The organism is Bacillus sp. FJAT-26390 (genome assembly GCF_001682865.1).
Lineage (GTDB): Bacteria > Bacillota > Bacilli > Paenibacillales > Paenibacillaceae > Pristimantibacillus.
Genome location: NZ_MAQX01000032.1, coordinates 251,387 through 275,416 on the forward strand (window position 1 = coordinate 251,387; position 24,030 = coordinate 275,416).

Sequence of the window (24,030 nt, forward strand, 5' to 3'; positions counted from 1 at the left end):
GTCAGACCGTTAGCCGCCCGCTTCCCATGATTATAGTTCAACGGCGGACGTTCGCGAGCGCTTTATCACTTCCTCCGCGCTGACTTCCCGTCCAAGCTCCTCCGACATGTAGATGCCTTCGCTAATTAGCATAGTATTCAGCGCGATTTCCGCTGTTGGCAGGAGCGGAACTCTGCCTTGCAGAGCCGCTACCCAGTGGTGCTGCGAGGAATTGTAAGCCTCCTCATTCTCGTACAGCCGATGCCTGCGCAAATCCATCATATCCAAATCCAGCGTGCTGTCCATATCCATATCGCAAACGGTGCTGTGGAAGCTGAACGGCTGTGCAGCCGCTCCCGTCTGCTCATTCGGCAAGCGTACGCCGCCCTTGGAGCCGGCGATGCTGCTGCCCTCAAAGCCGCCCATATGTACGGCCCACGCTTCTACGATATCAAGCGTCAAGCCGCCTGCAAACCGAACAAAGCCCGCAGCGAGCTCCTCGACATCGAATCCGCTCTGCTCCCTTCTCTCCTCCAGCATATCCGTCTCTTGGTACAGCTTGCCTGAGACTCTCTCCACCTGCGGATTTCCTAATAAATAGAGAAGCTGCGCAATATGATAGACGCCCATATCGAGCAAAGCGCCTCCTGCCGCTGTTTCCTTCCGCGTAAAATAAGGCGTGCCGTAGCCGTCGACGAACGGACGGTTTCTTCTGCGGAAGCCCGTCGAGCGCGCATGGTAGAGCTTGCCGAGCATGCCCCCGTCAATTAACGTTTTTGCCGCTTTTGTATCTTTACCATATAACGTAAATAGTTGTACATGCAATTGCTTTCCGTAAGCTTTTGCGGCTTCGACCATCGCTTTGCCATCGAAATAGCTTCCTGCTATTGGCTTCTCGCAATAAACATGCAGCCCTGCTTGGAGCGCAGCAATCGTTACCGGAGCATGAAAATTGTTGTGCAGGCACACATCCACCGCATCCAAATCCTCGTGCTTCAGCAGCTCCCTAAAATCAGAATATACATGCGGAATGCCGTTCAGTTCAGCAACGCGCCTAGCTTCCAGTTCATTCACGTCACACACAGCCACAAGCTCAGCACCGGGTATGCTTTTGTACTTTTCGATATGCATCTTGCCGATCTGTCCTACTCCGATAATGCCAATTCGAATATTATTCATCGTGCTGAGCTCCTCTGCCTGATTGTTGATCTGCGTCCACCAGCAGCTTTTTCACTTTGGAAATAAGCAGCTCCGTCTCTACATACTGATTGCCTAGCGCGTTGTATTCTACTCCCCAATAGCCCTTATAGCCTGATTCCTGAAGCATATGAATCGTCTCAATGGCATGGTCGGAATTCGCCGTCTCCACGTCAAAATGAGTATGGTAGGCCCATGGCGCAACGATCCGGTCCCCTTCCGCTTGATCCACCTTCCAACGACCTAGATGAACTAGAAATCCGAAGGAAGGATGATCGACCGCCTCCGCGAGACGCTTCATTTCATTCGGGTCAAGCGATGCACCCATATGATTCTCTGGTCCGATTAAAAAACCATGGTCTGCTGCATAAGCAGCAAATTGCTGGTAGCGCTTAACTGTATATTCGAACTGAGCCTCGCCCATTTTCTCCCAATCCTGATAACTGCCGCCCGTATCAATACGAACCGTCTCTGCGCCTAAAAGCACAGACGCCCGCAAATGCAGCAGCGCATTATCGTACAAATGCTGGCGCATCTCCTCGTCCGGGTCCCACAAATGAGCGCCGTCGATTGCCAAATTAACCACTCGCATTTCCTTCTCGTCCAGCGCCTCGCGTATTTTCCGGATATAGCTTTCATCGGCCAGCTTCATTATAGGCTTGCTGCCACTATCTATAAAAAATCCATTCCACAAATCAACGACATCCATGCGATAGCGGTATTTGACGGTTTCCAAATAACCGAATACATCCATCTTTCCTTCCAAATACGTGTTATTGAATGAATAGCCTCCGATTGATATGTTCATCGATTAATCCTCCAATTGGCGAATAGATTTGCAGTCATCCCCATTATAAACCTCGTGTAAAAAAGGCTTCGGTGCACTTTCTTCTTATTGAGGGGGAAATTTCTACTTTAATGGAAGAATTACTGAAACTAGTTCTCTATTCCCCCTCTTCTTTACAAATTCAATACAATTTCTAAATAATGGGATGATAAATCGCTGTTATGATCAGGTAGAACTAGAAACCAAACATAAGTAATGTAACGAATTATCGCCGCCTGGGAGGGATCTAGCCAAATATACATACCGACCAAGGCTGTCGGAGATTCGGTTTACAATAAAAAACCCCATTTGAGAAAGGTGACCCTATTCCATGCAAATGAAAAAAGCAATGGTAGTTTCGATGATCGCCGTGGCAATTAGCGCAACAGCAGTTACTCCGATCTTCGCACAAACGGCAGCAAGCAGCCAAGCAGCACAAGTTAGCCAATCGAACTTTCTCGTTAATGCAAATCCGGTTTCCATTCGTACGGTTGTAGACGGTGGCGTTACGCTAGCTTCTGTTCGTGACATCGTCAATGCAGTTGGCGCTACGCTTCACATTAACAGCGACCATACGGTGGTTGTAAAGCTAGGCGAAACCACGCTGAAGCTGAAAATTGCTTCCAAAACGATCACAGTAAATGGTGTAGCAACTCCCCTTCAGCACCCTGCTAAAGAAGTCGCTTACTCCACTTACATCGAACCAACCGCATTCGTTCAAGCGCTTGGCGGCACCTACGAAGACAACACAATTAACACGGTTAAGCTTCTTCCGGGAGCAGAGCATGCGGTTTGGGTTAACTCTTCCCAGCTGATCGTTTCCAATACGGCAGGCGAAGGCCGTGAAGATTACTTAGTTGATGCAGCTTCTGGAAAATACGAGCTGCTGCTCGCATCAGAAGGCGCTTCTGAGCTTGTTCTTTCGCCAGATGGCAAAAGCGCGGCTTACTCCGATCCTAACGGCGCGGTGTTCATCATCGACCTGAGCACAAAACAAGCGAAGCAAGTTAGCACGGACAACTCGATCAAAAATGAGCTGACTTGGGCAAAAGACGGCTCGGCCCTCTTCTTCTTGCAAGGCGACAAAAGCTCAGTTATCGCGAAAGTTGCTGTAGCTGATGGCAAAGTATCTAAAGTACTGGAAGACAAAGTAGATTACAAAGCGAACCTGAAGGTTTCTGATGACGGCACGCAATTTGCATTCTACGTCTTCAAACAACCGAAAGTTACGGCTGACAGCAGCAAAGAAGTAGATCTTGATGATGTAGCGATCGATGCTACAGGCACTGAGCCGCAAATCTACTACTACAACGCTGCAACTGCAAACAATAAGCCTGTACAGCTAACGAAAGATACGGCAGATAAAGTATTCCTTGAGCTGGCTGCAGACGGATCCAAAGTTAGCTACGTAAGCGTGAGCGCGGACGAAGCAAGCGTTGGCCAACTGGTTACTGTTGATAATACAGGCAAAGCAAGCACGCCATTGTTCGCTGACAAAGACGTGTATGAGCTGGTTAAAGGCGGAAGCAAGCTGTTCCTGCTTACTGCTGACGGCAACAGCACAAATGCGATCTACGAGATCGATAGCGCGGCTGGCACTAGCAAGCTCGTACAGACGGTTTCAGACAGTGCATCGGAATTGATCGTTTCCGGCAACTCGGATATCGCAGCTCTTATTGATGGTCAGCTCGCCGTATCCGCGCAAGGCAAATGGAAAAACATCACAAACTAATTAATGGAGGTCATTCCTAATGAAATGGTTTAAACAATTAACAATCGCTGCGCTTATTGCCGTAATTGGCTTCAGCTCAGTTCCAGCATCCACTCCTACTGCTACAGCAGCAAGCAAGCTAAGCGGCAAAATCGTAATTAACGGCTCTTCCGCACTTCTTCCATTGACGCTTCAAGCGGCTAATGAATTCAAAAAGCTTAACCCTAAAGTAAAAATTTCCGCATCCGCTGCCGGTTCGATCACTGGACCGCAAGCTGTACGCAAAGGCATCGCTAACATCGGCGCTGTAGACTGGGACGCTTCGAAGGATGTACCTGGCTTCAAAAAATTCGATGGCCAAGTCGCTCATAAAGTTGCAGTTATTCCTTTCGCCGCAGTAGTAAACAAAAACGTTACAGCAACAAACCTAACAACGAAAGAGCTGCAAGGCATCTTCTCCGGAAAAATCAAAAACTGGAAAGAAGTTGGCGGCGCAGACGCTCAAATCATCGTCGTAAACCGTACTTTCGGATCTGGAACTCGCGTTAACTTCCAAGACAAAGCGCTTGACGGCACTGATTTCATGACTAAAGGCGACAACTACAAAGAAGTAAAAACAAGCGGCGACATGAAATCCACAATCGAAACGACTCCTAATGCGATTGGATACATGGACCTTGCTTACGTAACAGACAAAATGACAGCTGTAAAAATCAACGATATTGCACCAACTGAAGCTAACGTTATTAACGGCAAATACAAAGTTTGGGGCTACGGCTACTACATGACTAAAGGCGAGCCTACTGGCGCGACTAAAGAATTCATTAAATACGTACAAGGCACGAAGTTCCAAAACGGATCGCTGAAAAAGCTTAAATTCATTCCGATCTCGGCAATTAAATAGATTGGAATCAAAAGAGCGGCCGGCTTGCGCAAATGAGCGCCTAAGCCGGCCGTTCTTTCCTTCCAAAACATAAGATTTTAATTATTTGCCCCGTTCATATTTCACCGCGAAACGAGCTAAGCTGCCAACCGGCCGGCTACAGTCGATTTCGCTTGAAGGAGCCTATTCATATGTTGGAATCTACTCATGCCGGCCCGCAGCCGCGTATCAACGCAGAGCTCGGCAAGGCGATTTTAGCTGGCAGCAGTAAGCCTTTTGACCGCAGGTCACGCCTTTTCTTCACGAACCGTCTCTTCCGTTATTTGTGCATAGCAGCCGCAAGCTTTGTTTGCCTCATCCTCTTTCTCATCTTGCTGCTTATGTTCCGGACCGGCGTACTGACGTTTGGACAAATTTCATTCGCGGACTTCTTTTTCTCTGCGGAGTGGAATCCCGAGAATGAACAATACGGTGCGCTCATCTTCATCTTCGGCACCTTTGCACTGACCGCATTAACGCTGCTCATTTGCGTGCCGATTTCTCTAATCATTGCTGTATTTCTGTCCGTATTCGTTCCGGCTTGGCTAAAAAACATGCTGCGCCCGGTACTGGACTTGCTCGTTGGCATCCCTTCGGTCGTTTACGGCTACCTCGGCTTAACGGTGCTGATCCCATTAATTCGAAATGTTACCGGAAGCGGCATGGGCGATGGCCTGCTTGCAGCAGCGCTTGTGCTTACGATCATGGTTTTGCCTACCGTAAGCCGCATTAGCGACGATGCGATCAGCGCGGTCCCTGCCAAGTTCAGCGACGCTTCCTATGCGCTTGGCGCTACTCGGTTTCAAACGGTATGGAGAGTGCTCATTCCATCAGCCAAAAGCGGCATCATGTACGCCGTTATTCTCGGCATGGCCCGCGCGGTCGGCGAGACGATGGCCGTCGTCATGGTTATCGGAAATACGCCGCAGCTGGCTGACAGCCTGCTTAAGCCAACCTCCGTCCTTACGAGCAACATCGTTATGCAAATATCGAATGTACCTTTTGACTCGACGTGGAACTACGCTCTTTACTTGATGGGCTTCCTGCTCCTCGTTATCTCATTGCTTATGATCGTTGCCATTCGCTGGCTTCAAAGAAAGGGGTCTCAAGCATGAAGCAAGCTATAGACATGAACCCTTTAACGAATCCCTTTAGCGGCAAAAAAGGACTTAATCGGCTAAAAGACCGCTTATTCACCGGCATCGTTTGGTCGCTTGGCGTCCTTATTATCGCGTTTATTTTCGGGCTCCTGTATCTCATTCTGCAAGATGGTCTCCCGAAGCTCACTTGGGACTTTTTGTTTGGCTTGCCAAGCGAAATCGATGAGGGCGGCGGCATAGGCCCGACCCTGCTGAACTCCTTCTACATCCTGTTTATCTCTTTGCTTATTTCGATCCCGCTCGGGATGGCTGCAGGAATCTATTTGGCGGAATTCGCTCCTGACAACAAGCTGATCGGTTTCGTGCGAATTTGCGTAGAGGGGCTCGCTTCGGTTCCTTCCATCATCTTCGGCTTGTTCGGAATCGCGTTATTCGTTGAATACTTCGAGATTGGCTTAACCATTCTCGGCGGCGCAGTCAGCCTTGCCTTTCTTAACCTGCCCGTTCTAACCCGCGTAACCGAGGAATCGATCCGTTCGGTGCCGAAGGAGCTGAAGAGCGCTTCGTTCGCGCTAGGCGGCACCCATCTGCAAACGATAACGCGCGCGCTTATCCCGGCTGCGCTTAACGGCATCATAACGGGCATTTGCCTTGTTGCTGGCCGCGCTTTTGGCGAGAGTGCCGTTATCATCCTCACCGCTGGCGTTACGACATCCGGCGAAATGTGGGATTTCAGCCTCTTCTCGCCAGGCGCTACGCTAGCCGTTCATCTCTGGTATGTGCAATCCGAAGCCATCGTAGGCGATGCGCAGGAAATTGCCCAGAAAGCAGCAGCCGTGCTCGTGTTTGTCGTCCTGCTCATCAATTTAGTTTTCCGCATTCCGCTATGGCTTAATTCCCGCCGTACGAAACGTTCATAGGTGAGAAAAAAACCTTCCGTATCCGCCCATTTGGCTGATGCTGAAGGCTTTTTTCATGGAAACTTTATCCTATAGTTGTTACCAAAAGATACAAATTCAAGGTATAATTAAAGGGTAATCTCATTACGAAATGAACGGCGGTGCTGCATATTGTCCAAATTACCAAAGCTCGTCATTCCAAAAACGAATCTTGAAAGATGGCATGACGGGCTGTCCATTATTATTTTGCTCTTCTCCTTCGTCTATTTAATCGTAAAATGGTCCGAGCTTCCGCAAACGATTGCGATTCACTTCAATGGCAGCGGCGAAGCTGATGGCTGGGGAAGCAAAGCCTTCTTGTTCATCCTGCCTATCTTTGCCCTTCTTATCTTTATAGGCCTAACGCTATTGCGAAAGGTGCCTCATCAATTCAACTACATGGTTCCGATAACGGATCAAAATGCTCCTTATCAGTACAAGAACTCGATCTATCTGCTAAGCTGGATCAAGCTTGACCTCGTGGCGATATTCGCTTACGTGCAGTGGGCCGTTATTCAAGACGCTTTGGGGATTACCTCTGGCATTGGCATATGGCGCATCCCGATCGCACTCGTCATCTTGCTAGCAACCGTAGTCTTTTATGTCATGAAATTAAGAAAATAAACGGGTAAAGTCGTTCTACCATATTGTAGTTTCCATCTGGATAACGTTTTCTGATAGAATGGAGAACACAGGCTATCTATCGGAGGTTAAGATTTTGGACTATATTATACTCGACATTGAATTTAATGGACGCAAGTTTGCAAGCGAATTGCCCATGGAGGTTATTGAGATCGGCGCGGTTCGTTTGAATAGCTCGCTTGAGCAAACCGATGAATTTTCCGCTTTGATCAAACCGATTTATTTCTCCAAGCTAAACAGCTTCATTAAGAAGAAAACGGGCATCCCGCAGGAAGATATCGATACCGCGAGCCGCTTCCCGAAAGTGATTGGCGATTTTACCGCTTGGCTCAAAAAAAGCGACAGCTTCCTGCTCTTCACATGGGGCGGCGAGGATTTAAAGCGAATTGTATTCGATACGCGGATGCATAAGCTCGATGACAGCTTCTGGATGGCTGCCGATTATTTTGACCTATTAAAGGGCTATATTCGTTATAAGAACGTTACGAACGATGTCAGCGTCGAGGCGGCTCTCATCGATCTCGAAATAACGGCAGAAGGCTCCGCGCACCGGGCACTGGATGATGCACGCATGACAGCCGAAGTGTTCCGCAAAATTTTTGGCGAGCTGGATTTTGACCTCAAGCAGCAGTTCAAGGATATGTACACGAATGCGAAGGAACGCAGAATGGTCAAAAATGCGATTCGATCGATGAACGCGCAAAAAATCGTGCCGCAATGGGAGGTTTTCGCTGAGCGTTACCTCGCCGGCAAAGCCTCCTTTGAGGACGTGCGGAAGGTAGCAGAGCTGCAGCAATACTTCGACGCAGAGCTGGAGAAAGCAGCGAAGCCTTCAGCCGGACAAGCCGGATAGTTTATCCGATGTTTTCATGCGATTAATAATATGAAATAAACCCCTGCCTATTAACAACAGCTGCCGCTGCTGCAATGGGACGCTAGGGGTTTTTAAGTATGGGAGAATCAACAGCTATGAACCGCAGCACCAAATCTTTTGCTACCCATGAATTGCTTTACATTATCGGCATTATCGCGATCTCTTTTTCTTCGATATTCGTTCGTTGGTCTGACGCCGACGTCGCCGTGATCGCGATGTACAGGTTGTATTTAACCAACCTTATTATGCTCCCGCTCGTCTGGAAATATCGGGCGGAATTGTTCCATCTCACCGCAAGGCAGTGGCGGCTGTTAACGGCCTCCGGCATCATGCTGGCACTGCATTTTTTGCTTTGGATGGCGTCACTGCGGCTAACGACTGTCGCCAGCTCTACTGTTATTTTGACGCTGGAGCCGGTCATGGTCATGCTTGGCTCTTATTGGCTGTTCCGCACAAAGGCAAATCGCATGATGCTTTGGGGGATGGGCATTGCGCTCATCGGCTCCGTTGTCATCGGATCAGGCGACCTCTCCCTCTCGAGAGAAGCGCTGCTCGGCGATGTGCTATCTTTGCTGGGCGCGGCTGCTGTAGCCGTGCACATGCTGATCGGCAAGCAGCTGCGCAAGGATATGAGCGCATTTGCTTATAACTTCTGGGTGTTCGCGCTTGCCGCCACGGCACTCGCCTTCTACAACATCGTTCGCGGCAACTCCTTTACGGGCTACAGCCCGAAGGAATGGGGCATCTTTCTGCTGCTCGCGATCGTTCCGACGTTGTTTGGCCATTATTTGTTCAACTGGCTGCTCAAGCATATGAGTGCCGCCGCCGTATCGATGTCCGTGCTTGGCGAGCCTGTCATCGCTTCCCTGCTCGCTTGGGCGCTTTTGAAGGAAGCATTAACGGGCTATCAGCTCGCGGCTGGCGCGCTAATTTTGTTCGGCGTATGGCTTTTCATTCGCCATGGCAAAGAAGAGTGAAAGCGGGATTGTCCCTAAGCAGTATATGTTCTCGGAAAGATTTTTGATCTGGCAGGTTGGAAGGAAGCTCGCTCTTTTGGCAGGTGACGTGTGCAGAAATAAGGCTAATTTCTAGTCTTATTTCTGCAATTTCGGCTTGTTTGAGTGAAATAGTGCTAGTTTCTAGCTCTATTTTTCATTCCGTTTTTTCTATCTGCTAAGCCTTATCGGGAAGCCGCCAAACTATCGTGCCAAGGCGGCACTTTTCCGCAACCGCAGGCGCTGGTAGTCTGCCCTTACGCTCCAAATCCTCCATAACTGCAAAAATGAGCGTCGAGCCATCCACCATCGCTTTATACACGATCTCCTTATCCGAGATGAACGATGGCGAGTCCCTTCTCCATATGACGATCATATCCTCGTAAATTTGATTCGCTTTTGCTTTAAATTTTCGTACGATTTCGTAATCAGGCAAATTCGTTTTATATTCCTCTTCGCTATATACAATAGAAGCGTTTACGATGTATTTCCCGCCATCTTTTCTTTCATCCGGCTGATTTTGATCATAATAGGCTTGATCTTTCACTTGAAAATACTTCTTCCATACCGCATAAGGCAGCAGCGACCATAGAAGAAAATTGTCATTCAAATGCGAGCCTTGAAAAGCAAGTCCGTTGCTCCGTGTGAAGCAGCAAATCGTGTGAACCCCTGCGTCCATGTTGTCCACCTGCTTGCCCGTTAGAAGCGATCGGTACAGTGCCAGCAATATCTCCTGAGACAAATCCTTCGCATTTTGTTCATGTGCCGTCTTGGATACCCTTGTTTGCCATGTTTTCCTGCTCTCGGAGTAAGTTTTGTTAAGCCAGCGTTATCGCAAAATTTTCTAAGCATTAAATTAGAACTAGAGAACTATTTTTTGAAGGATAGTGTCTTATTTTGTCTAATTATATAATAGAAAAAGTAACAATGACCATTTTTTATGCAGAAATTTCACTAACAACGGAGGGTTTCATGAAGAGCATTCGAACGAAGACCTTATTAACGATTTTGCCGCTGGTTCTGTTAACTCTCATTGCTGTGTCTGTTCTATCCTATTTTTATTCGAACACCCTGTTTCTGAACGAAACGGAAAGAACGATGACCGAGCAAATAAAGGGCACGATCGACCGAATTGACAACCGTTTTATTGCCCATAGCAAGACGGCAGAAATTTTCGCCAGAGCGATTGAGCGATACGCCTCGAGCTTCTCGCTTAAGCAGTACGATCAGATGATCGGAAACGTGCTTCAATCCAATGACGACACCTTCGGCATGGGCATTTATTTTGAACCGAACCGTTTCATCCAAGGGACCAAATATGCCTCTACATACGGATATAAGGATCAAGGCAAGCTCGCGTTCACTCAGGAATACAGCGATCCAAAGTACGATTACCTGAATCAAGAATGGTACAAAACCGGCGTTAACACAGACAAAAGCCTCGCCTATACGAACCCGTATTATGACGCTGCCACCAGTGTAACGATGTCCACGGTAGCCGTTCCCGCATACGATACGAGCAGACAACTGTTAGCCGTGGTTACAGCAGACATCGATCTGGTCACCATTCAAGACCTTGTAAAAAATACTAAGGTCGGAAACACCGGGTGGGCCATCTTATTAGATCGGCAAAATCAGTACATAGCCGGACCTGATCCGGAAAAGATTATGAAGATGAATGTCAGCCAGGACCCCAACCCCTCATTCGCTTCCCTTTCAGAGGCTCTGCTTAGCAGCGTAACTGGGCAAGCGACTTATTCCGATGACAATGGGCTTAATCATGTGTACTACGAGAAAATCCCGCAATTGGAGTGGACGCTGCTGCTCATCATCCCGGATCAAGAATTAAAGGAACCATTATCTAAGATGCTGAGGGTGCTTTTGATCGTCAGTCTTATCGGGATTGCAATTATTATCGCAACGATATGGCTGTACAGCCGGTTTATCGCAAATAATCTCAAGAAAGTGAACCGTTTGTCTTCTACACTAGCCGAAGGGGATTTCACGCAATCGTTATCTATCCGCAGCAAAGACGAATTCGGGCAAATGGCACACCAGTTTAATCGGATGATTTTGCAAATCAAATCGATGTTGAGCGAAGTGTCGGGTCACTCTCTGCACGTTGCCTCAACCTCCGAGCAGCTCATGGCGAGCGCAGATCAGACAAGCAAAGCGACAGAGATGATTACCGAATCGATGCAAGTCGTAGCCGGAGGCTCCGAGACACAAGTGCAAAGCTCCGATGATACGGCAAGGGCCATGGAGGAAATGGCCGTCGGCATTCAGAGAATTGCAGAGTCGGCAACCGCGGTTTCCGAATCCTCCAATATCGTGTCCAGCAAAACCTTTGAAGGAAACGGACTCATTCAAAGGACGGTTCAGCAAATGCTGTCCATTCGCGATTCCGTAGATCAATCCGCCCATATCATGGACACGCTGGACGAGCAGTCGCAAGAAATCGGTAAAATTATCGATGTGATTAGCAGTATCAGTACACAGACCAATTTATTGGCGCTCAATGCGGCTATTGAGGCAGCTAGAGCTGGCGAGCATGGACGTGGATTTGCTGTCGTAGCTGGAGAAGTAAGGAAGCTGGCAGAACAAACGCTCAGAGCGACCGATCAAATCGCTTCGCTAATCAAGTCGATCCAGATGGAGACGCAGCGTGCAGTCGCCTCGATCCATCAAGGGAACAAGGAAGTGCATGAAGGAACCAAAGCCGTGCAGCTAACGGGAGAAATCTTCCATGACATTATGACACAAATGGAGCAAGTCTCAGGCCAAGTACAGGAGGTGTCAGCCGCATCCGAGCAAATGTCGGCTTGCAGCGAGCAAGTATCGGCTGCTGTCGTACAGCTCGCCTTCATTGCAAGGGAAGCCGCTGATAACACGCAAAGCGTAGCTTCCGCTTCCGAAGAGCAGCTAGCGTCGATGGAAGAAGTAACTTCGTCCGCAGAGTCACTCAGCATGCTGGCCCAGGAACTACACGGCTTGATCGGCAAATTCAAAATATAACGGATCAACAAGAAGGGATGCTGCGCATTAGCGCAGCATTCCCCTTAGTTGATTGTTCTTTTGTTAAATTTCATAGCTGGCTATTCGATTCAAAAATTGAATGGCGCGTTCGCTTCGAGGATTTTCCAGCACATTCTCTGGCGGCCCTTCTTCAATGATAACTCCGCCATCCATTAGGATGACCCGATCCGCTACGTCTGCGGCGAACCTCATCTCATGGGTAACGATGATCATCGTCATCCCGTCCGCTGCAAGCTGCTTGATCACTTTAAGCACCTCTCCCACCAGCTCAGGATCTAACGCCGATGTCGGCTCATCGAACAGCAGCACTTCAGGCTCAACAGCCATGGCTCTTGCAATGGCTATCCGCTGCTGTTGTCCGCCTGACAATTGATGCGGGTAGAAATCAGCCTTATCTGCGAGACCTACCTTATCAAGTAGCTCAGTCGCGAGCTTCCGAGAATCAGACTTGCTTTTCTTCTGCACCGTTACTTGCGCTTCGATTATGTTCTCAATCGCTGTTTTGTGCGGAAAAAGGTTGAATGACTGGAATACCATCCCCGTTTGCTTGCGCAGGGCGACAACCTCTTTCTCCCGTGGCTTCTTGCCTGCTTGGAAATTCATCGTTTGCTCACCGATTGTGAGTTCGCCTCGATCTGGCACTTCCAGAAGGTTGAAGCACCGGAGCAATGTCGTTTTCCCCGATCCGGATGGGCCGATAATCGTGAGCACCTTGCCCCTCTCCAGCTTTAAATCTATTCCCTTCAGAACCTCTAACGAGCCGAAGGATTTATGCAAATCGCGTATTTCAATCATCTTCGCTCACTCCCTTAGCTGGCGGAATACCGTGCCAATCGTTTCTCCGTAACGCCCTGCAGCCACGACAGTACAGAGCTGAACAGCAGATAGATGACCGCAACCTCGCAATAGATCAGAAGCGGCTCGAATTTGGCTGCGTTAATCTGCTGCGCAACGCGGAACATTTCCACATACGTTATGCTAGCCGCAAGGGATGTATCCTTTACCAGGCTTATGAAGGAGCTGCCAAGCGGCGGTATCGATACGCGCGCAGCCTGCGGAAGAATAACGCGCCGAAGCGCCTGCCACCTTGTCATTCCGAGTGAATAGGCAGCTTCCCACTGCCCTTTTTGAATCGACTGAATCGCCGCACGCACAATCTCGGAGCCATAGGCACCTACGCTAAGCGAGAATCCTATAATAGAAGCGGTGAACGGATCTAATATAATCCCTACATAAGCAAGACCGTAGAAGATAATAAATAATTGTACAAGCAGCGGTGTCCCGCGAATGATCCAAACATAGAAGCGTGCAATTTGCCGCAGTACCCCTATAGAAGATAACCTTGCAAGAGCAGTAGCAACGGCTAACACTAAACCTAAAGTGAAAGAGATTAATGTTAGCGGTATTGTAAAAGCTACCCCTGCCTTAAGCAGGGGTAGCAGCGAATCTATAAGAATCTGTATTTGACGATCAGTCATCATCTATGCATCCTTTACGCCTATAGGCTGTTAGTCAGCAAGGCAGCATTCATCATTTCGAGACGTCGGCTCCAAAATATTTCTCTGATATTTTCAAATAAGTGCCGTCGCTCTTGATCTCAGCAAGCGCGCCGTTTACGGCTTGAATTAATGCTTCATTGCCCTTTCTAAATAGAGCAGCGTTTTTGGATGCATCCGGCAATTCTGCAACTATTTTAAGCGGCAGGTCAGGTTTTTGTTTCTTTAGATCAAGGAAGGATAGTCCGTCATTTACGGTAGCATCGATTCGCTTCGAAGCGAGCAAATCGATCGCCTGGTTGAAGCCTTCTGTTGAAATAATTTCTGCGCCATTCTCGCGAGCAATGTCAGCAAGGTTGCTCGTCAGTGACTGCCCCGCCTTCTTGCCCTTCAGATCAGCGAACGTTTTGATATCCGTGTTCTCTTCACCAACGATCAATACCGCTTTGGAGACGATGTAATCATCGGAGAAATCGTATTTCTCTTTCCGTTCATCCGTAATCCCTACTTGATTAAAGATCGTATCGAAGCGCTCAGCATCAAGTCCAGCAATAATGGAATCCCATTGCGTCTCAATAAATTCAGCTTTAAGGCCAAGGCGCTTAGTAATCTCTTCTGCAATCTCGACATCAAATCCAGTCAGCTTGCCAGAATCATCATGGAATGTGAAAGGCGCATAAGTGCCTTCTGTCCCAATACGGAGCTTGCCGCTTGCTTTAATGGCATCCCATGCCGCTTGCCCCGGTGCTGGTTCTGCCGTGCTTGCAGCTTCCGCAGTCGGACTGACCGCCGGCTCCTGCGTTCCGCCATTTTTATTCTCATTCTTGCCTCCGCAAGCTGCTAGCAGCAATACAGTTAGTGCTATTAACAATGTTAGTGTGCTTATTCTTTTCATATTATTCCCCTCGCTATTCATAATCCGTCATGGATTTACATGTCGACTAAGTGAATAGTATACCGCGGGGAATGCTGTGTCAATTCTTTTTCCGATAATTCTCATTGGAATTATCAATTTTAATTTTTAGCTCACTATATTGGTATTGAAAAAGCCCCTTATAGTCATTAACTCTCAAAAACTTATAGGTAAATTGTTGATCATCGCGCAAAGGCATCTCACTTTTAAGGGAGTAATGGATTTATTGCAAGGCTTGCTGCAGGGGTTAAGATGGGGATCATCCTTCGAAGAAGCACTATGTTCGATGAGTAAAGGCCGAAATGCCAATACTAGCTTCTCGGCCTCTATTATCGCGATTCGCGTCAATCTACCCACACGGAATCTTTAATGCACGTTTTATTCGGCGATGCGAATATCCTTCTGCTCTTGTCGGGAAAAGGTCAACTCCTCAAACAAAACTTCGCAGCCATTGCCAATTGGCGATTGCGCGACTACGCCAACCTTCAGCTCGCCCGGACAGCTCATTCCGAAGTAACGCACCAAATTCCAATTTTCAGCGTCAACAGAATAATGAAACGCAAAGCAATTCCCTGCTCTAGCCACTCTCAAATATGGCTTTAAGGTACCCGCTTCTCCCGAAATGCAATCATCGGAGTCGCCTTTGGTCACAACGCTTATTATAGAGCGCTTCGCTGCAAAAAACTCATTGCACAGCTTCGCCCAGTTTTGGTCGTCCGCCATCACCATCAGACAGCCGGAATCGTATTGCTCCTTCATTTCCACGCTGACGCGGGCCGTCATGACGAAATCGCCTTGTACGGTCGCATATAGAAATGGCGCAGACGACTTAACCTCTTCTCCGGATGGATTTATGAAGAAGTCTCCCATCGCCGGAGCTGAAACACGCAGCGCATTGCTATCATCAAATGCCCACGTTTGAGGCTCGTTCATCCATTTTAAATCGGAAATTGCCGTTTGCTTTAAGCCATTTTCAAATAAATTCACCAACATCCACTCCCTGCTCCGATAAAATCATATTTAATTAGGAACTATTATTTCTAAACAATAATCAGCGTTCAGAGTTACTTCCTTATCATGAGTAGCAAACTCTCTTCGCCAGTACATCGTAAACAATTTTGGCATATCCATCCACTTTAAGCAACGGTGGATTTTCCGCTACTTGGAATCGAAAGAATCAATTAAAACACGATCTGCCTTTTAAAACATTTCGACAATGAAGCCCAAATATTGAAGGCCGGTAGCCTCTCGATAGAAAGAGGATTACCGGCCTTCTTTTTGTAGTTCACAAGAGATTGATCTCGACTGAAAGGTTCTCATTCCTGCTAACGGAACAGACCATTTAAGTCCGTTTATTTCCCCAATAGGTTATAAATCACCTGCGCGCTTTCGGCACGCGTCATTTTCCCCTTCGGTACGAAGGTTTCATTTGTTCTTCCTTGAATCAGCCCTAGCTCCTTAGCAGCCGCAACAGATTCGGAAGCCCACTTGCTGATCTGGCCGCGGTCCGTGAACGTCGATTCCGCCGTTGCCGAGCTAGCCGCTTCCCCATTCCTAACCGCATAAGCTCGGATCAGCATGACTGCCATCTCCTCACGGCTGATCGTTTCGTTTGGCGCAAAAGCTTGATCGCTGCGCCCGTTTACGATGCCAAGCTTGCTTGCTGTCGCGACGTAAGCGGAATACCATTTGTCCGCTTCGACATCCGAGAAGCTAGCTGAGCCTTCCGCTTTTAAGCCAAGCGCTCGAACGAGCATAGCCGCGAATTCCGCACGGGTTACGTTCGCCTGCGGCGCGAACTGCTTTTCGTTAACGCCTGTCACGATATGCCTCGCAGTCAGTGACTTAATCGCTGCCGATGACCAGTGGCTAGCTTGCACATCTGCAAACGATTTATCGTATTCAAGAACAGCATATTTGCTAAAATGGGATATCTCCGCTGTCATGCTGTCGCCGCTTAGCACCCCTCCGATAAATTCAAGCTTGCCATCATCACTCACGTAATACACGCCAATTAAGTCTCTATCCGCATTCGCGTTGATCTTAAACGTGACTGTTATTGGCTTCTCAAACTTCGTAACCGGAATGCTCTTGCCGTCTTTGGTAATGACGCTTAAGTGGAACTCATAAATCAAGGAGCCAGCTTTCACATCCGCTTGCTTGTCATCGATTCGTTCAATCAAAGCATCTGCTTCTGCATTCGCCGCTGGTTTTGCTTCAAGCCGGATACGGGAACCATCCGCTTCGCCTGTCGGCACTAGCCCTTGCATCGAGGCTAGCATTTCATTTGGCAGCATAACCGAAATACCGCTTGCTTTCAGCTCCAAAGCATTGCCTGCTAACGCAGCGGCCGCATTCAGCGGCAGAAGCACAATATTTTTGCCATCTGCAAGCTGTACCGTTGCTTTGCCGTCCTTGCCGCCTCGCAAGCTGCCATCGTCAATAACTTGAACGTCAGCCGCCAGCGGTGTACTTGTCGGCGTATTCGATAATCCATTTGGCGTTGCAGCCGGCGTTGGTGCTGGTGTTTCCACCGGTGTCGGCGTTGGCGTTGCGGTTTCTTCCGGTGTTGGTGTCGGTGTCGCCGTTGGCGTTGGTGTCGGTGTCGGTGTTTCCTCCGGTGTCGATGTCGGTGTTGGCGTTGGCGTCGGCGTCGGCACAACAGCCGATTCGCCGCTCAAAATAACCGTTCCGCCTTCGTTCCTTCCTGGCACCTCAATCGTCAGCTCGCCGTTCGCCGCTACTTTGTACAGTTTGCCGCTATATTCATCTTTCGCATCCGTTCCGGCCGTGAATGGAACAGTCAGCGTAACGGACTTGCCCTCCGCTGCCGTGTTAATGACCGTCACGACATTCGTACCGTCATATTGCTTGTTGAATGCCAGATATCCGAGTGAATCCGAAGCTGAAAGCGTTGTTCGCGCGCCCTTGGCATATACCTTGGAGAACTTGGCCCGGATATGGAGCAGCTTCTCGTAATGGTCATGCAGCGCTTGCTCCGCGTTCAGCTGGTCCCACGGCATATCCGCGCGATTTTCGCTAAATTGTCCTGCTCCCATGTCAACCGCATTGGCTCCCGAACGGCCGAGTTCCTCGCCATAATAAATGACCGGCTGGCCTTTCGCCGTAATTTGGAGCGCCGCCGCGATCTTCAGCTTTCCTTTGTCTCCATCCACAAAGTGGGAAAGGAAACCATTCTCGTCATGGCTGCTTAGGAATTGACCCATCGTAGCGACGTTATCAAGCTTAGTCTCACGATCGGCTAGATAAGCATCAACCGCTTCGATTTTGCCGCCCGCAAAATCTTTCGCCCTGTCATTAAAGCTGAAATCAAGCAAGCTATCCATTTGGCCGCTGCGAAGCATGCCGCCATCGCCGTCGATCGTCCCTCCAAAATATTCCCCAATCAGCTTGAAGTTTGGATTAATGGCAGTAAGCGCATTTTTAAATGCCTTCCATGTCGTGCTCTCCACATGCTTGACGGTGTCTACGCGGAAGTAATCGATCATATCCCCGCGCTCCGTTTTGGCACGCTCTAGCCAGCCGGCCTGCCATTCGATTATTTTCTCACGTACAGCAGGATCTTCTGTCTTAAAGTCTGGAAGATGGTCGAGCTCGCCCTCAATCGGATTCGTGCTGGCTTGCACACCATTCGTCCGCAGCATGCCCTCAAAGCGTGCTTTGTCCTCCGGCGTAATGCCAGGACGGTTCTCATCTGCCTTGAGTCCGTATCCTGTGTGGTTAAGCACCACATCAACCATAATCTTGATGCCCTTGTCATGTGCCTTGTCGATAAGCTCCCTGAACGTATCCATATCGCCCAGATGCTCGTCGAGCTTCGTGAAATCTTTCGCCCAATAGCCATGGTAGCCATACTGCTTGCTGTTAAAATCGGCACCTTTGTTGAAATCGATATTGTCGACGATCGGGGTAATCCAAAGCGTGTTGATGCCAAGCTCCTGCAAATAATCCAGCTTGTCGATCATCCCTCTAAAATCGCCGCCATGGTACGCTTCAAGATGATCCTTATCCACATCCGCATTATTCGTTGCATCGCCGTCAGCGAAGCGGTCAGTCAGAGCGAAATAAATGCGTGCCTCATCCCAATCAAAGTCGAGATCGCCCGCAGACATTCTCGCTTTTACCGTTACCGAGCCTGTATGCTTATGCTTGTTGCCGTATTCGTCGATAAGCGTAATCGGTATTTCCTTGGTTCCCGCGGTCACCGTATCCTTCACAGCAATCGATTGCGCGAGCAGCTTGGTGTCAAAATAAACCTTGGCTGCACCGCCTAATGCCGTTAGATCCATATAGCCTTCAGTAAATGCTACCTCTTCCGAAGCGGCTGCCTTTACCGTCAGAACTGCATTCTCGTTATACGATATCGCAGGCGGCTGCACAGATGACGTCATTGTGACGATAGGCTTCCGATACGTAATGACCGATTTGCCGTCTATCGTATTTTTCGGATCGGTTATTTCAACTGTTGCCCCATCCTTGTTCGTGACTAGGAAGGTGTATTCGTATTGGCCGCCTTCTACTTCGGAAAGGGTATACGCAAACCACTCTTTCGTTGCGTCATACGCCATGTCATAGGCCGTGCCGTTTATTTTCACTTTAACGCCTGTTATATCTCCCAATTGCCCATTTTTGAATAAGGTATCATCCCGATAGAGGAAGGTGATGCCGCCATCCTTCAGAATAGGTCCGTTTATGCTAGGCAAAATATCAACCTGGCTCACCATGCTGACAATGTTCACTTTCGTAAAAGCCGCCCCCGGCGCAATCGGAATGACGCGGTCATCCGGAATATCCTGCTTCGCGGTGTTCCAGTCTGTTCCTTTGCGGAGGACAAACCCTACGCTTGTTGCATCCTGGGCAATTTCGAGCATAACGGTAGCTATGCCGTTTTCGACTTTATCAAAGTTGATTTGGTCGTTTTTCACACCCGTATTCCAAATCCATAGATTCCAGTCCGTATAGTTTTTGTCGGGCCGGATGTAGTTCAATTGCACATAACGCTTCAGCGATTCGGTCGTAACGGCAACCGCAACATTCTCCGACATGCCATTATACGTAACCGTGATCGTTGCATCTCCTGCACCGATCGCCGTTACCAAACCGCCCGTGCTTACAGCGGCTACCGATGGCTTGTTGGAGGTGTACGTCGCTTGCCCCGTTACATTTTTTCTGCTGCCGTCGCTGTATTTCGCGTAAACCGCGGTTTGGTGCGTCGTGCCTACCTGAAGCGGATAGCTCGCGCTGTCCAGCTCCAGCTTAGTGAACACAGGCGCTGACGCTTCCATTCTAATAATGACCGCAGTCAAAGGATCAAGCGTAATCGAGCTCGCTGTCAGCTCGAAGCCAGACACAGCGGAAACGGCCTCAACTCCCGCCTCGTCATTGTCTACAACCACCGTGCCTGCGGTTAAATCCTCCGTAAGCGTAAGCGTTCTTGCCGTATTGTCCGCATTCATAAATACATAATAATTGCCGGTTCCGTCCGTCGCTTTGTTCTTGTAGCCGATGACTAGATCGCTTGCTTTCATCTCCTTTGCTTCAACAAGCGTAACGTTGGAATCAACCAATGCTTTGTCTCCAAGTCGGAACGCATCCGTATGCTTCCTAAGCTCGATTAAGCCAGCCGTATATTCCTTTGTGGTATGGTTGATCGGATATAGATCGGCATCAGCAGCTTTCTGCCAGTCAAATTTATTAATGGCATCGGACGAATCGTACGAATCATGGACAAAATAACCAAAGGATTGATCCTGCGCATCCTTGAGCTCGTGATATTTCTGCTCCGGCATTCCCTCTCCCAGCCACTGCTTCGTTCTGCCGTATTCTTGCCCCGCATGCAGGAACGCCGTACCCTGTGAGGTCAAAATCAATAAATTCCCCAGCCGCACGCGCTTATGAATTTCTAGATCGTTAGCTGCAACTGACGGATCTTTCTTGATGGACTGTGCAATAACGTCATACAGCGGCAGGTTGTCATGGGCTTCAATGTACTGCACCATGTCGCCCGGATCATCGGCAGGCGTGTTGCTAGGCTGCGCCTTAATGTTAGCCAAAATCGTCGCGATGCTTCTAGCTCCGCCCGTTATAAATCTTGGCTCGCCCTCTGAGCCAAAGCCTGATTTCAGCTCGTTGCGAATCTCATCGGAAAATACGCCAACGTTATCCGTTTTGTCCATCCAGGCTTGGTCTGCGCCCTTGCCTGCCAATGACGGATCGGAAGCGGCTCCTCCGAACGTTTTCCAGCCTTCGCCGATGAACAAGGCGTTCGGGTTAATGCGGGCTGCGGCATCATAAGCATGCTGAACCGCATCATAAGTCGCGTCGCCCATCATATCCCAGCGCATGCCGTCGATTTTGTACTCATCGAACCAATATTTAACGGAATCAACCATCAGCTTCTCCGCCATTTTGTGAGAGGTAGCCAAGTTGTTGCCGAAGCCGCCGATATTGTTTCCGTTCGCATCCTGGAATGCGTAGTAGTTAGGTACGATATCGTTCAGGAAGCTTGCTTTTGCCATGTGGGTGTACACGACATCAAGAACGACCCCCATGCCCGCATCATGAATCGCATCGATTAGTCCTTTTAATTCTTTGACTCTAAGCTCCGGATCGGCAGCGTTCTCGGAATATGCGCCGTCTGGCGAGAAATAGCTGTGCGGATCATAACCCCAGTTGTATTCATTATCGATAGTCGAATAATCCATTTCCCTTGTGCCCATGTTCGCCTCATCGCCGAAGTACCAAGCCATGACCGGAAGCAGCTGAATATGGGTAACGCCTAGCGACTTAATATAGTCCAGCTTATCTTTGAATGCGTTATAGGAGCCCCATCTCGCATTCAAATCACCCGCAATAGAGGGATCAGACGTGAAGTCTCTAATATGCGCCTCCCAAATAATCGCATCTTCCCGTTTCTCATAACCGTCAATCTTGGCAAAATCATAGTCAGCCGCTGGATCAGTCCCGCCAAGGTCAACGATTGCCGCCTTACCGACCTCATCGCCGTCCTCCCCGGCTTCTCCCTTGGTGTTGACTCTGAACTCCGCCATCGATTTGGCGTACGGATCGAGGACATTTTTTGTTACCCCGTCATTTGTTACTTCATATTGATAGAAATAACCTTTCAAATCCGTTATTCCTTGTACATCTAAATCAGTTGGCGCAATGGCAGTCGACCACACGCCCTTGTCGCCTTGCGTCAACTCCACGCTGCCTACTAGCTGAGTAGAGTCGCTTTTATCGTAGACGTTGGCTACGACGGAGCTTGCTTTTGGCGCCCACAGCTTCAAAACAACGTTGCCCGAGTCATAGCTCGCGCCAAGGTCATTTCCTTCGTAGCTGTATAGCTCGTCAAGCATTCTCCAGCCTGCGGCTGCCGTTACCGTTTTGCCTTGGTAGGAGACGCTTAGCGGAGCCTGATCCAGTTGTATATTCGCCGAGACGAGAACGCTTTTCTTATCCGCCTGCAAGGTCACTTGATTAATAGCGACGGCTGCTCCGCTTTTATCCTTAATCGTGATCGCTTGCTTCAATTCGTCCGCCACTAGCCCGTCGGTCATCGTAAAACCGAGAAGAAGCTTGCTCTCAGACAATATTTCTGCGGATACAAGGCCGGTAGGCAGCTCCCAATAAGGAGAAACATAAACATTGTTGTCGCGCTCTCTAATCCATAGCTGATCGTAGCGGTCAAGAAGGCTGAAGGTACGGTCGCCGCCATCCTTATCTGCATCGCCTAACGTTCGGTTCACGACCAGAAAGCTAATTTTTTGCGCATTTTGCTCGAGCGGAACATCCACATAGCCGCCATATCGATCGACGTTCTCGGCTTGGAAGGCAGCTGCGCCCGCAGGCCAGCCCGTTGATGGTGCCGCAACCTGATCCCACAGCCACAGCCCATACGCGCTCTGATTCTTATCCTCTCTAACGTAGTGGATGCGAACGGTATTAGGCGGAAGCGCTACCGGTTCGTAATAAAATACCTTATCAGAGTCCTTCTGTATCCAAACCTCGTTCACTTCAGGCGAGCTTATGGCTACCGCTTTATCGCCGCCATCCTTTGAACCATCCGATCGGTTGACGATTAGAAAGCCCACTTTTTTGGCGTTATCGGCAAGCGGAATATCCACATATGCGCCATAGCTGTCCCTCTTATCCTCCGGGATAGCCATTGCACCCTGCGGCCACCCAGCAGATGGTGCGGCAACATGATCCCAAGCCCATACGCCTTGATTCGTATAAACGCCATCCGCCCGGCTATAGTGAACGCGCAGATGGTTGGCCGGGACAGGTTCTGTATTTGAACCTCCCGGGTTCGGATTCGGCTCTACGGGCGCCTTGAAATCTGCAGCCACGTCATGCGTTGCCGCATTATACTTGAAGGTAACCGGCAGATCGGCAGGCAAGCTGAGCGCTCGGTTGCTTTGCGGGTAAGCTGCATCCTCCCAAGTTGATCCCAGCAATATTTTGAACGCGTAGTCCCCTTTAGGCACTTCCTTCGTAAGGGTGTACACGCTGTCAAAATCAGAATCCTCCAGTACCGAAAGCGCCGTTTCCGGCGACCAGTCGGATGGATCACCTATTTCACTCTGCAGATCGCCTACGATACGCGGGAGCTTGTCGCTAGCTAGCGGAACATAATAAGTAGAATCTGCGATTTTGTGCGAGACATGATTATAATAAATGGTTACTTCTGCCGCTTCGGCGAGGGTCAGCTTAATATTTCCCTCGTTGCCGGCACCGCTTGGGTTCGTGTAGTGGTCAAAGCCATAGCTTTCGTCCCAACCGCCATTCAAAGCGATCTTATATTGATAATCACCCGCTGGCAAAGTCGCGGTAAAGCTGTAAATCCCGTTGCCCTTGTCGACCATTTCGGTTGCCGCTGCCGCCGGGTCCCAATCTTTGTCATGTCCAAGCTCTGACTGCAGATCGCCGACAAGCACAACCTTCGTTGGCGCAGCAGCGCTCGCACCGTTCGGAATAGCCCCAATAATCGACCAAAGCATAGCTGCTATCAGCATAAGAGAAATCATTTTCTTTCGCTTAAAAGCAAAGCCCATTCGGATGAACCTCCCCAATTTATCGTAAAAGCGCTTTTGAATCCTTACTGTTTTGAAGCCTTTAGCCTGCTCATTCGCTCTGCTACGCCACCTCCTGATTGGTTGAAAATAAAAACCCTGAACGTGTGCAATCGTTTGCACAAATAGCACAAAAAATGTGAGTCCTTCCTTCCATCCTCTTGCAACAGCCTTAATTGCGCTAACAGAACTGTGAAAGCGTTTACTTAGACCCATATTAATACCAAAAATAAAGCGCTGTCAATTATTTTCTCGCTTTTTTTTTGTTTCCACATGTGTATGCGTCCTTTTTACTGCAAATGACAA

The 24,030-nt window shown here is 49.0% G+C and carries 16 protein-coding genes; 8 read left to right on the forward strand and 8 right to left on the reverse strand.

Features of this window, described 5'->3' with window-relative positions; all coding sequences use genetic code 11:
• Positions 1 to 30 precede the first annotated feature (30 nt).
• Positions 31 to 1,158 (reverse strand): Gfo/Idh/MocA family protein, encoded by a 1,128-nt coding sequence (locus A7975_RS22010; protein WP_065386546.1) that lies wholly within the window; start codon positions 1,156 to 1,158, stop codon positions 31 to 33.
• Entirely contained in the window at positions 1,151 to 1,984 is an 834-nt protein-coding gene (locus A7975_RS22015; RefSeq protein WP_065386547.1) for a sugar phosphate isomerase/epimerase family protein, read from the reverse strand. The genes A7975_RS22010 and A7975_RS22015 overlap by 8 nt, the downstream gene beginning before the upstream one ends.
• A gap of 349 nt (positions 1,985 to 2,333) precedes the next feature.
• Here A7975_RS22015 and A7975_RS22020 point away from each other — a divergent pair, with 349 nt between their 5' ends.
• From A7975_RS22020 to A7975_RS22050, 7 genes are all read left to right on the forward strand, one after another.
• Positions 2,334 to 3,734, forward strand: a complete 1,401-nt coding sequence (locus A7975_RS22020; RefSeq protein ID WP_065386548.1) for a stalk domain-containing protein — start codon at positions 2,334 to 2,336, stop codon at positions 3,732 to 3,734.
• Positions 3,735 to 3,753: 19 nt separating this feature from the next.
• Complete coding sequence (locus tag A7975_RS22025; RefSeq protein WP_053372778.1) at positions 3,754 to 4,617, forward strand: phosphate ABC transporter substrate-binding protein; 864 nt, start codon at positions 3,754 to 3,756, stop codon at positions 4,615 to 4,617.
• A gap of 170 nt (positions 4,618 to 4,787) precedes the next feature.
• Complete coding sequence (gene pstC, locus A7975_RS22030) at positions 4,788 to 5,750, forward strand: phosphate ABC transporter permease subunit PstC (protein WP_053372779.1); 963 nt, start codon at positions 4,788 to 4,790, stop codon at positions 5,748 to 5,750.
• 14 nt (positions 5,751 to 5,764) lie between these two features.
• Positions 5,765 to 6,655, forward strand: coding sequence for a phosphate ABC transporter permease PstA (pstA, locus tag A7975_RS22035; protein ID WP_053377476.1), 891 nt, complete (start codon positions 5,765 to 5,767; stop codon positions 6,653 to 6,655).
• A gap of 150 nt (positions 6,656 to 6,805) precedes the next feature.
• Positions 6,806 to 7,297, forward strand: coding sequence for a DUF1648 domain-containing protein (locus tag A7975_RS22040; protein ID WP_053372780.1), 492 nt, complete (start codon positions 6,806 to 6,808; stop codon positions 7,295 to 7,297).
• A gap of 94 nt (positions 7,298 to 7,391) precedes the next feature.
• On the forward strand, positions 7,392 to 8,168 hold the full coding sequence (locus A7975_RS22045) for a 3'-5' exonuclease (protein WP_053372781.1): 777 nt from the start codon (positions 7,392 to 7,394) through the stop codon (positions 8,166 to 8,168).
• Positions 8,169 to 8,284: 116 nt separating this feature from the next.
• Positions 8,285 to 9,166: a DMT family transporter gene (locus A7975_RS22050; RefSeq protein ID WP_053372782.1), complete on the forward strand. Its 882-nt coding sequence runs from the start codon at positions 8,285 to 8,287 to the stop codon at positions 9,164 to 9,166.
• A 196-nt stretch (positions 9,167 to 9,362) separates the two neighbouring features.
• Here A7975_RS22050 and A7975_RS22055 read toward each other — a convergent pair whose 3' ends face one another.
• Positions 9,363 to 9,911, reverse strand: a complete 549-nt coding sequence (locus A7975_RS22055) for a hypothetical protein (RefSeq protein WP_065386549.1) — start codon at positions 9,909 to 9,911, stop codon at positions 9,363 to 9,365.
• A gap of 245 nt (positions 9,912 to 10,156) precedes the next feature.
• Between A7975_RS22055 and A7975_RS22060 the strand changes: the two genes are divergently transcribed.
• A complete protein-coding gene (locus A7975_RS22060; protein ID WP_065386550.1) occupies positions 10,157 to 12,199 on the forward strand; it encodes a methyl-accepting chemotaxis protein in 2,043 nt (680 codons plus the stop codon).
• Between the two features lie 63 nt (positions 12,200 to 12,262).
• Here the strand turns inward: A7975_RS22060 and A7975_RS22065 are convergent, their stop codons facing one another.
• The 5 genes from A7975_RS22065 to A7975_RS22085 all read right to left on the reverse strand — a co-directional run bounded on the left by A7975_RS22065 (position 12,263) and on the right by A7975_RS22085 (position 23,706).
• A complete protein-coding gene (locus A7975_RS22065) occupies positions 12,263 to 13,015 on the reverse strand; it encodes an amino acid ABC transporter ATP-binding protein (RefSeq protein WP_053372786.1) in 753 nt (250 codons plus the stop codon).
• A 14-nt stretch (positions 13,016 to 13,029) separates the two neighbouring features.
• Positions 13,030 to 13,698, reverse strand: coding sequence for an amino acid ABC transporter permease (locus tag A7975_RS22070; RefSeq protein ID WP_053372787.1), 669 nt, complete (start codon positions 13,696 to 13,698; stop codon positions 13,030 to 13,032).
• A gap of 52 nt (positions 13,699 to 13,750) precedes the next feature.
• Positions 13,751 to 14,611 carry an amino acid ABC transporter substrate-binding protein gene (locus tag A7975_RS22075; protein WP_053372788.1) on the reverse strand — a complete coding sequence of 287 codons (861 nt, stop codon included), beginning with the start codon at positions 14,609 to 14,611 and terminating at the stop codon, positions 13,751 to 13,753.
• A gap of 396 nt (positions 14,612 to 15,007) precedes the next feature.
• Positions 15,008 to 15,622 carry a DUF1349 domain-containing protein gene (locus A7975_RS22080; protein WP_065386551.1) on the reverse strand — a complete coding sequence of 205 codons (615 nt, stop codon included), beginning with the start codon at positions 15,620 to 15,622 and terminating at the stop codon, positions 15,008 to 15,010.
• Between the two features lie 359 nt (positions 15,623 to 15,981).
• Positions 15,982 to 23,706 (reverse strand): pullulanase, encoded by a 7,725-nt coding sequence (locus A7975_RS22085; RefSeq protein ID WP_065386552.1) that lies wholly within the window; start codon positions 23,704 to 23,706, stop codon positions 15,982 to 15,984.
• Between the last annotated feature and the right edge of the window lie 324 nt (positions 23,707 to 24,030).